5 protein-coding genes are annotated in these 10,705 nt (G+C 52.0%); 1 reads left to right on the top strand and 4 read right to left on the bottom strand.

From position 1 onward, the window contains the following. Window positions 1-121: 121 nt before the first annotated feature. The 4 genes from LKK83_RS19535 to LKK83_RS19520 form a co-directional block, all read right to left on the bottom strand. Entirely contained in the window at window positions 122-1,759 is a 1,638-nt protein-coding gene (locus LKK83_RS19535; RefSeq protein ID WP_324632970.1) for an Hsp70 family protein, read from the bottom strand. Between the two features lie 208 nt (window positions 1,760-1,967). Then, window positions 1,968-2,870, bottom strand: coding sequence for a PhnD/SsuA/transferrin family substrate-binding protein (locus LKK83_RS19530; protein ID WP_324632969.1), 903 nt, complete (start codon window positions 2,868-2,870; stop codon window positions 1,968-1,970). Between the two features lie 120 nt (window positions 2,871-2,990). Then, on the bottom strand, window positions 2,991-3,872 hold the full coding sequence (locus LKK83_RS19525; RefSeq protein ID WP_324632968.1) for a PhnD/SsuA/transferrin family substrate-binding protein: 882 nt from the start codon (window positions 3,870-3,872) through the stop codon (window positions 2,991-2,993). 21 nt (window positions 3,873-3,893) lie between these two features. Further along, entirely contained in the window at window positions 3,894-5,780 is a 1,887-nt protein-coding gene (locus LKK83_RS19520) for a sensor histidine kinase (RefSeq protein ID WP_324632971.1), read from the bottom strand. A 1,146-nt stretch (window positions 5,781-6,926) separates the two neighbouring features. Here LKK83_RS19520 and LKK83_RS19515 point away from each other — a divergent pair. Next, window positions 6,927-10,705: two-partner secretion domain-containing protein (locus LKK83_RS19515; protein ID WP_324632967.1), on the top strand; the 3,779-nt coding region annotated here is incomplete at its 3' end.

Here is a 10,705-nt window from a genome sequence, read left to right as displayed (position 1 = left end):
TGGTCTTCTGGTCAGGTGAGCTTGGGAAAATAAAGTCTTACCAAGCCCCTCCCTTTAGGGATGGGGTTCCTGACGCTTGACTATCAGTTTCTTTTTATTATAAACCCAAAGACTGAGATTTTCAGGGGCGATCGCGATGGCGAGGGGGGGTAGGATCGGAAGGATTGAGGAGAATACAACCGGGAAACATATTGGCGATCGCATTGCCCAACTCGTATTCGACCCGCTTTTTTCCCTGAACGTCTTCAATCACGAGATAGCCGATTTGAGAGCGATCGACGCGCATTCCCACCCGCCATAAATCGTCGGATTCGTCACTCGGAAGCTTCACGGTATCGGGGATAGATTCTTGAAACCGAGTGCCTTGAGACTGGGGGTCTACCCACAGAGTCAGGGTGAGGGGCGAGTCATTTTGAAACACCACCAAAGGTGGGATATCGGCAAATTGCGGTTGAGCCAAGGCATCTAAAGACAATCCCCCTTGGATGATGGGAATAAAGCGCGGTTCGCGTTGTGCTTGGGAGTTCATGGCGTCCACCACAATTCCCAAGGTATGAACGTATTTTTCCGTAGGTTGGACTAAACCATTGGCAATCAAACAAGCGCCATAGGAAATGGCATAGGTGCTATGGGTGATATTAAAACTGCGGTCGATCCGCGAGTCGGTGGGGGTAAATTTTAAAGCCTTGACAATGGTTTTTTGCACCAATAAAAACTGAGAAAAACCGCCCACGAGAAAGAGGCGATCGATAGGGATTTGGTGGTGGTTGACCCATCGTTTTAAGCGCTCCATGACGGTTTGGATGCCTTGGGCGATCGGTGCAAAGGCAGTGAGCAATTGACGAAAGGTGACGCAGTAGCCGCCAGCAAAGACATAGATATTTTTATCGGCGTAGCGTTTGGGTTTTTTGAGCGCCTCGCTCAGTTTGCGGGTGACGCGGGCGTGGGTGGCAATTTTGACGCTTTCAAATTCCCGCAACAAGCGCATAAATTCCGGTTGATTTTCCGCGATCGCCTGACCGTGTTTAGCCTTGTAAGCTTGTTGGACGCAGCGGCGATCGAAGGCAACGCCGGCAGAGTCGAGACCGCGATCGCCTTGGCCGTCAAAATAAAGCACTTCGACTTTTTTATCGCCATAAATGCGACACAAACTAACGTCAAAAGTCCCGCCGCCCATGTCGCACACGAGCAAATTTCCCGTAAAAGACTTGGTGGAAGTGTGCTGAGTGCGGCGCTGCATTTCCCAGGCATAATAGGTCGCGGCAGCTACGGGTTCGCTAACCAGTTGCACCAGGGGTAATTGCAGCTCGCGAATCAGTTTTTGTAGGGATTCTCGACCTCGGTTATAGATATCGCGCTGCCAAATTTCCGGGACGGAAACCACTAGGCGTTCGATGGGACCTTGTTGATTGCTGAAGCTGTAAGGATTCTCTGGAGAAATTAACAGTTCGGAAAGGTAGTCGCGGGTGAAACGGATGGGGGTGCGATCGCCGGTGAAGCGATCGGCTACTTCAGACGGGGGGAGGGGCAACCACATTTTAAAATTGCCGTAACTCTCCACATCCGGGTGATTCGCCGCCGTGGTGCGCGCTGCCATCCCGATATCCGCAAAGCCCTCATCGTAGGCAATGAAAGAAGGAACGTATTTCTGGCCCTGTGGCCCTCCATATTGGAAGGCTTCGAGAACGCCTCCCGCGTTCAAGGAGGAGATAATCGAGTTGGTGGTGCCAAAGTCAAGGCCGATATTGTAGCCTGCCATAGTTGTGGGTGTAAGATAAGCGGCTTTCTCGACAGGGGAACGCCTGTCACGACATCAGTTTAGCCTGCGATCGCAGGCTGGAAGCATTTACCTTTTCATTGTAATGGGCAACCTGACGGGAAATCCCTGGGTTGTCCCGGCGTTTTGGCGGGGGCGGGGAGGAAGCGGGGGATCCGTGGGGAACGAATCGGTGGATTTCCTTTTAATCTTAGGGCATAAAATCTCCCTGTCCGATGGTTTTGTACACTTCTCGAATCAACTCGTATTCCACATCATTGGCGCGCACGATTTGAGATTTGCGATATTTCTGATTGTTGGGAGTGGCGAGAATGGCTTCTATCAGTCGATCGCGGTTTTTTAGCATTCGCTCGCGTAGCTGTTCGATGAAGTCAGGAGCGAGTTTGCTGTTGGCAACCAGCACATCTCCGGGAAGGATACGCCCGGTAATTAAGGGCGGATAAGCACTGCGGTTTGCGCCCTCAGCCTCGAGGAAGTTTTCGTAGCGATGAGAAGCTCCGCCCCAGGCATCTACCTGGCCCGTTTTTAATTCTTCTAGTCCGCTAAATCCTTGGGTTCCTAACATGCGGATGGTGACATCGGTATTGGGATTCAATCCGGCATCGATTAAAAATTTAGTGGGAGCGAGATGAGAACTGGTGCCGCCAATGGCTCCCATTGCAATGGTTTTGCCTTGTAATTGGGTGAGGGAGTGGATACCGCTATCTTCACGGACCACGATGAGCGATCGCCAGTTGGGGCGGGTAACGGAAATCAGGGGAACCGCATTGGTGGTTGCCTGAATTACTACATATTCCGAAGGACCGGCTAACACTAAGTCCACCCGATCGAGTTGAAGTGCGGAGGCGGCTGCGGTATAGTTCTCAGTGGGGAAAAATTCGATTTTTTTGTCTAACACTCGTGCCAGTTCTTGGCGAAACGGTTCGTAATCGCGCTGCAATTCTTCCATGCCATTGCGATCGGTAACGGTAAATCGCAGGGTTTCGGGGCGATTTCCTCGGCGGGAGGGGTCGCGATCGCGGGCGGGTTGGGGGAGGAGGGTACAGCCTCCCACAAATAATAAGCCGTAGTAAAGGAAGTTGCGCCGTTTCATGGTAGGATAGGGTATTGGATTGAGTCACGCTCTGAGTTAGTATTCCCCCGAGGGCAGGGGTTCTTCCACTGCAAGGCTCATCCCCCCACCGACTGGCGGCAGGGGTCGCACGGAGAGTTTCTATTGGATGAAATCCCCCTGACCGGTGGCTTTATACGCTTCGCGAATCATGTTATAACGATCGTCATTGGCAGGAATGATTTTGGAGTTTTGAAAGCGACTGGCCAGGTTGGGAGTAACGAGTAAGGTGGGCATCAGTTTGTCTTGATGTTCCAGCATCTGCGATCGCATGTGTTCGATCAAGGTTGGATCCAGTTTGCTGTTGGCTACAAAAATATCGTTGGGCAATAGCGGCCCGGTGGCGATCGCCGGAAATTCCGCTTCCGATAGCCCTTCTTGTTCTAAGGTTCTTTTGTACGTAAAAGTAGAAGCACTCCAGGCATCCACTTTGCCATTCTTTAAGGCATTAAATCCCTCTTTTCCTAACATCACCGGGGTATAATCAACCTGGGGATTTAATCCCGCATCCATCAACAGTTTCGTACTGCCCAAATGGGCACTGGTTGAGCCGACCTCTCGCATGGCAATGGTTTTACCGTTTAACTGTTCGAGAGACTTTATCCCGCTGTCGCCACGCACCACAATCTGGGTGCGGTATCCGGGGCGAGTGAGTTCCACCACCGGCACTGCATTCGTCCTTGCATGAACCACCACATATTCCGACGGTCCGGCTAACACTAAATCCACTAAATTTAAGTGCAGTGCCGATCCGGCGGCGGTAAAGTTCTCCACGGGGTAAAACTCGATGGGCAGTTCTAACACCTCGGATAACGCCCGCCGGAAGGGGTCGTAATGGCGTTTTAACTCTTCCATACCATGAGCATCGGTGATGGCTAATCGCAGTTTTTCCGGTTTCGCGCTCCGGGATAAATCAGTTTGGGTGGCGCTGGCACAACCGCCAACAAATAACAGACTATACTGGATAAAATAACGCCTTTTCATCGTTTTAGCTCCTACTCCTGTTTACTGGATCGGGAGGAAAATCGCCACTTCAGTTCCCTGTCCGACTTCGGAACTGATTTGAATGGTGCCGCCGTGTTTTTGAATAATTGAAAACCCAATCGACAGCCCCAGTCCCGTTCCTTTGCCCACCGGTTTGGTGGTAAAAAATGGGTCGAAAATCTTCTCTAATGTCTCCGGGGGAATACCCGGACCGTTGTCGGTAATTCGAATCGCCGCGCGATCGCCTTCCACGGCGGTGTGAATGCGAATGGTGGGAGAGGGAGGCGGAGTTTGCGAGGGTCGATCGCTCTTTTCGGTTGCTTCTACTTCGGACAATGCATCGAGGGCATTTCCCAGCACGTTCATAAACACTTGGTTGAGTTGAGCGGGATAGCACTGGATGGGGGGTAAATTGCCATACTCTTCGATGATTGTGATGTTCTCTAGGCGGTGCTTGAGAATTAACAAAGTATTTTCCAGTCCTTCGTGCAGATTTACCTTTTTGGTCTCCGCTTCATCTAAGCGGGAGAAATTTCGCAACGATAGAACAATGTGGCGGATGCGATCGGCTCCCATTTTCATCGAGTCGAGAATTTTCGGCAAGTCATCGACCAAAAACTCTAAGTCGATGTCTTCGATGTAGTCTTCTATATCCGGATCTGCTTCGGGATAGTGTTCTTGATAGCGCTTGACTAATTCGAGCAAATCTCGGGTATAATCTTTGGCATAATTCAAGTTGCCGTAAATGAAGTTTACCGGGTTATTGATTTCATGGGCAACGCCGGCTACCAGTTGCCCTAAACTGGACATTTTTTCGCTTTGAATCAGTTGTGCTTGGGTGTGCTTGAGTTCTTCCAGGGTTTGGGAGAGTTCTTGCGTGCGTTCTTCTACCCGTTGTTCTAAGGTTTCCCGCGCGTTTTCTAACTGTTGGGTGTATTCTCCTACCCATTCGACCAGTTGATTCACAGAGGTGGCTAAAGATCCCACTTCATCTTCGGTGGTGACTGGGGCGCGCAGCTTGAAATTCGATTCTTTAGTGACCCGGTGCGCGACTTGGGTGAGCCATTCTAAGGGATGAGCGATCGCGCGACTGGTGAGCAGGGCCAAAATTGTGGCGATCGCCGCCGAGAGTAGCATACTGCAGGCGACAATCTGCATTCTCAGAGTTTCCGCTCGCTCGACCCTCTGATTCGCTTGCATCTGTTGCGTTTCCGAAGCGACAATAATACTGTTTAAATGTTCGGCCAGCCGCTCGAATTTAAAATCAATGTGAATGGCTTTTTCTCCACTGGTTTTGACCAAGAGCCTCTGTCTGGCTTCGGAGAGGTTTTCTCGGCTTAGTTTTTCTGGATTAATGTCCTCCCACATCGCGCTGATTAGCTGTTGGTAGGCTTCTGTATTGCTGCGATAGCCGACGAGCAATTTTTGAAAATCTGCTGGCGCTACGGCGAGTCTTTCGGGGTAAGTGTTGAGGAAGGATTCGATTTCCGAAAGCTGGGCGTTTAATTGTTTGACTTCGGCACTGAATTTCGAGGTTTCGTATTCAAATAAAATGGATTTTCCCAGCACCGGTAGCAACCGCTGCGGATGCGATCGCACGTCTACGACTGCACTTTCTAAGTCCCTGAGCAAATCTTGCTGTTCGTCTACCAGTATCAGTTGCTCCTGTGCCTGTTGTTTGTAATAATCTCCAATCGTCAGTCCGGCGCTGGTTCCCACCACCGCAATCCCAATGGCTAAGGCATATCCGTAACCAATTTTTTTCGCAATGCTTAATTGCCCGACGAAGCCTTTTTTCCAAGGAAATAACTGCTGCGATCGCTGGAACCAATTTCTTTTTTTTACCGTTTGATAGGGCATTGCCCTTGCTTCTCGGTTCCTCGGAAGCCGCTGTTTTTCAAACTTCATCGGAATCACTGGTTCTCCTCCTTCGTTTGACTCCCTGGTATCTAAAAAAAAGAAGCCACAGCAGATTTTTGAGGCGAGCAGTGGCCTTTGCCAGTTCCCATTTTCGAGCGAGTCTTGGCTCTTGTTGCCATCGCTTTTTCCCCGTTCATTCTTGCCCTTCCTGCTGTCAGCTCCCCCGCCCTAAACTTACCGATGTAGGTGTATGGGCGATCGCCCTCTAAGATTGATTGCATGCCCCCCCGGTCTTTATTGATTCTACTGCACCTTGGTTAAGTGAGTTTTTTTCTGGCAACTTCAGGTTAGCGGGAAATTTAACCCTGGTTTTTCCATCTATAATCACTTTAGCCAATATCGAACGGCTTTGTAACGAAACTTAACAAATCTTTAGACTTAAAACCCGGTGGATAGAGATCGCGCCCCAGTAGAAGGCAGAATGAGGACAAGATAGCGCCTTCCACAGGTTTTTCCCCTCGGGGTTTCCCGGCGGGAAGGCGATCGCTTCGCTGAAATTGCCGGCGGGGTTTTTTACGTTTAAATTGCTCAAAACCTCGGTTAAGTAAGTTGGGTCAATTTTGGGCGGATTTTTGATAAGAAAGGGGGGCGGTTGAAGCGAGGTTTTGCCTAAGCTTGGGAAAGGCAGAAAGAACGCGGCAAAGCTGGAAATTTAGCACATCCACTTCCCGGTCTAGGGGGTTCCTATGTTTGCGTTTTTTAAAGCGCAACTCGGTGGAGTCTCTTTTAAATATCATGCAAATTAAGTGTATTAAACTCCAAGGAGGTAAAATCTGGCGTGGGGATGCGATCGCCCCTACTCGATGTTGGAAACCCCCACTCCCAAAGACTCCCGGCTTCTCAATTTAGGTAAAATTTCCTCCCCTAAACCCGAGTTTCCCTTACGCGCGCCTAGGGATACAGACCTACCTTTGACCCAGGGCGATCGCGTAAACCGGATCCACTGACCCGCACTGGGCTTTGAGTAATTCGATGAGATGTAAAGATTTAGTAAATCTTCCCTCCACCGCTTGACATTTTTATAAAAAATCGGTAAAAAATATATTAGAGAAATAATTTCTCTAGGCTAGGTAAACCTCTCTATTTTTGATAAAAACCGGTATTGTAGCTCAGTCTAGTTACTGGAATTCTCCTATGAAAAAAATTACGTTTGTTGTAGCTGCTATTATTTTGGGAATCTTCAGCGAGGCGGGAGAGCGACAATCCCTCGCCCAACCCATCGCACCGGCTGCTGACGGGACGAATACTCGAGTAACGCCGGAAGAAAATCGCTACGATATCCACGGAGGAAAGCTTTCCGGCGATGGGGGCAATTTATTTCACAGTTTTTCCCGCTTTGGCTTAGATGCGGGGGAAACGGCCAATTTTATTTCTAGCCCGGAAATTCAAAACATTCTCGGGCGTGTCACCGGCGGCGACGCTTCGATTATCAACGGATTGATTCAAGTCAGCGGCGGAAATTCCAACTTATTTTTAGTCAACCCAGCAGGCATTTTGTTCGGACCGAATGCTACCTTAAACGTGCCGGGAGATTTTACCGCAACCAGTGCCACGCGCATCGGATTTGGAGAGCATTGGTTCCGCTCGATTGGCGATAATAATTGGGCGGCTTTGGTGGGAGCTCCCGCTCGATTTGCCTTCGATGTTTCCTATCCCGGGTCAATCGTCAACCTGGGGAATTTAGCCGTAGAACCGGGGGGGAACATTGCCTTTTTCGGCGGTACGGTATTGAATGCCGGCACCCTTTCCGCCCCCGGGGGAAGCATTACTCTGGCGGCGGTTCCCGGAGAAAGTGCGATTCGCATTTCCCAAGCGAACCATCTGCTGAGTTTAGAGGTGGTTGCCTCGGATTCTCTCACTACCGCTAGGTCTCTCACCCCGCTTGCCTTGCCGGAATTGCTCACGGGAGGCGGTGCGAATCATGCCAGGGATGTGCGAGTTAACCCCGATGGCAGCATTGCGATATCCGGTTCCGGGATGACCCTCGACCCGCAACCCGGGGATGCGATCGCTGCCGGTACCTTGGATGTAGCGCAAAGGCAGGGAGGCGCGCTCACCGGGGGAGAAGTGAATCTGCTGGGAACTCGGGTGGCGGCGATCGATGCCACTATCGATGCCTCGGGAAACCACGGTGGGGGGACGATTCGCATCGGCGGGGACTTTCGCGGGGAAGGCAGCATTCCCAACGCCGATCGCACCTTCGTCAGTGCCCACACCCAGCTCAATGCCGATGCCCTAGAGACGGGAGACGGGGGCCGGGTTATCGTTTGGGCGGACGAGAATACTTGGTTTTCCGGCAAGATTAGCGCCCGGGGCGGTTCTGCAGCCACTTCCACCCCTCACAATGGCGGCTTTGTAGAAATTTCCGGCAAGCAAACCTTGCAGTTTCGCGGGGAAGTGGATCTGCGCGCGCCCCAGGGCCAGTTAGGCACTTTGTTGCTCGACCCCACCGATATCCGCATCGTGGCTACAGCCGGCGAAGCCGCAAATGACAACGAACTCAACGCCGATATCCCCAATGCTGGAGACCCGCAAGGAGCGATTTTCTCCGGAGATGGCACGGGAGAATATACCATTTCGGTGGAAACATTGTCCCTACTGCCCGCCAGTGCGGATATTGTCCTAGAAGCAACGAACGATATCGTAGTCGAGAACTTAGGGGACGGTTTGATATTTGCAGAAGGTCCCGGGGGGTCGATTTCTTTAACCGCCGATGCGGATGGAGATGGGGTCGGATCGTTTTCGATGGAGGATCTCAATGATGGGATTTTGGCGCGCTCTAGAAATCTGTCGATTTCGGCAGCAAGTATCGCCGTCGGCGACGTTACCACGGGTACGTTCGACCCCGGAGAGAATGGCGGGGAAATTCGCCTCACCGCCACCAACGGGGATATCACAGCGGGAAATATCAACTCCAGTGCTGACGGAAACGGCGGTCTAGCGGGCAATGGCGGCGCTATCCAGGTCACTGCTACCGATAACATCACGATCGCCGAGATAAACTCCACGTCCCTGGATAGTCTCGGCGGCGCAAGCACGAGCAATGGCGGAAATATCGCCCTCAATGCCGGGAATACTCTCACTATCACCACTCGCATCAATGCCTCTAGCGAACCCGGTGGAACGGGAACCGGGGGAAACATCGAATTAACCGGAGATGAGATTGAGTTACCCACCACACCGGATAGCATCTCCAGCAACAACAGCGCGACGCTCACGTTGCAACCGAACGATGCTGGCCGCAATATTCAGGTGGGTGCGACTACTACCGTGGCGGGAAGTCTGAACTTGACGGAAACCGAGTGGTTGGCGATCGCCGATGGGTTTAGCGAGAAAACCATCGGACGCACAGATGGTAGCGGGACGCTGACCGTGGATGCGAATGGGATAAGCAGTGCCGATCCGCTAATCCTGCAATCCCCCAATGGCGCGATCGCCGTGCAAGGGCCAATTACCGGCACCGATGATGCTTCCATTACCCTGTCTGGGAATACCACCCTGGGAGCTAATCTCACTACTGCTACGCAATGGATTATTATCAGTGGCAATACTACCCTTACCAATGCAGCAACCATAGAGACTGCTGGCGGACTTCTGCAGTTGGGCGGCACTGTGGATGGCAATGCAGACCTGACCCTGAATGCCGGCACCGGCACTATCGAAATCGCCGATACCGTGGGTAGCACCACTCCCCTCGGCGCGATCGCCGCCAACAGCACCGGCACCACAGTTTTTCAAGGTACGATCGCTGCTGAAAGCCTGACCACCGATGCTGGCGGCACTACCGCACTCAATGGCAACGTTACCACAACCGGCACCGTGGGTCAAGTGTATGGCGATGATGTCACGGTGGTGGGGGATATCACCTTAAGCGGCGACGAGTTGGACTTTGGCGCTACAATGTTGGGCAACGGCGCGATCGCCCTGCAACCCACCACCGCCACTCAGGCGATCGCGATCGGGAATGCCACCGATAGCGGCATCGGCACCTTAGATATCACCGCCACCGACCTTGCCGCCCTGCAAGGGTTTAGCTCCCTGACAATCGGTCGCAGTGACGGTTCTGGCATTGTTACCAGCAATACCGCTACCCTGGTATTTCCCACCACCATTCAATCGGGCAGTGGCGACATTACCTTTAATACCCCTCTCGATGGCGCGCAGACTCTAACTGTCACCTCCGACAGCGGCGCGATCGCCTTTAATGGCGCGATCGGCAGTACCACTGCGCTGACCGCATTAACGGCAACCACCAACAGCGACATCGCGTTAAGTAGCAATGTAACCACCACTGGCGCAGATGGTGTTAGTCTCACTTCGGCTAACATTACCTTAACCGGTCCGGTAACTATCGATACCATTATCGGCCATGGCGCGATCGCCCTCAATAGTAACGCGATCGACGGCAATTTTCCCCTCAATCTCACCGCAGGTTCCGCAGACATCGCTCTCCCCGCCGTGGGAAATACCACTCCTCTGGATAGCCTTACTGCCACCACCACAGGCGCGATCGCCTTATCCGGCAATCTCACGACCCAGGGCAGCGATGGCGTCACCCTCAATGCGGCGGGAATTTCCCTCCTGTCTGATGTGAGCATCGATACCACCACTGGCAATGGCAATATTAATTTCACGGGTTCGGTCGATGGAAATCAAACCCTCTCTCTCAACGCCGGAACTGCCAATATTACCTTAGAAAACCCCGTGGGTGAAACAACCCCCGTAAACGGGTTATCCCTCTCCGGGAATCAAATTCAAACCGAGGCTTTATCTGCCACAAACAGTATCGATATTAATGGCAGTAGTAGCGTCACGGTTTTCCAACCGATTAACTCGGGAAATACCGTTAGTATTGACGGCAGTGATATCGAAACCAATGGCATTATTGCCGATAGCGCCGTTGAAATTAATGG

This window comes from Phormidium sp. CCY1219 (assembly GCF_035615515.1).
Taxonomy (GTDB): Bacteria; Cyanobacteriota; Cyanobacteriia; order Cyanobacteriales; family Laspinemataceae; genus CCY1219.
The sequence above is the reverse complement of the archived record's forward strand: the minus strand, read 5'-3'. Positions and strand labels throughout refer to the sequence as shown.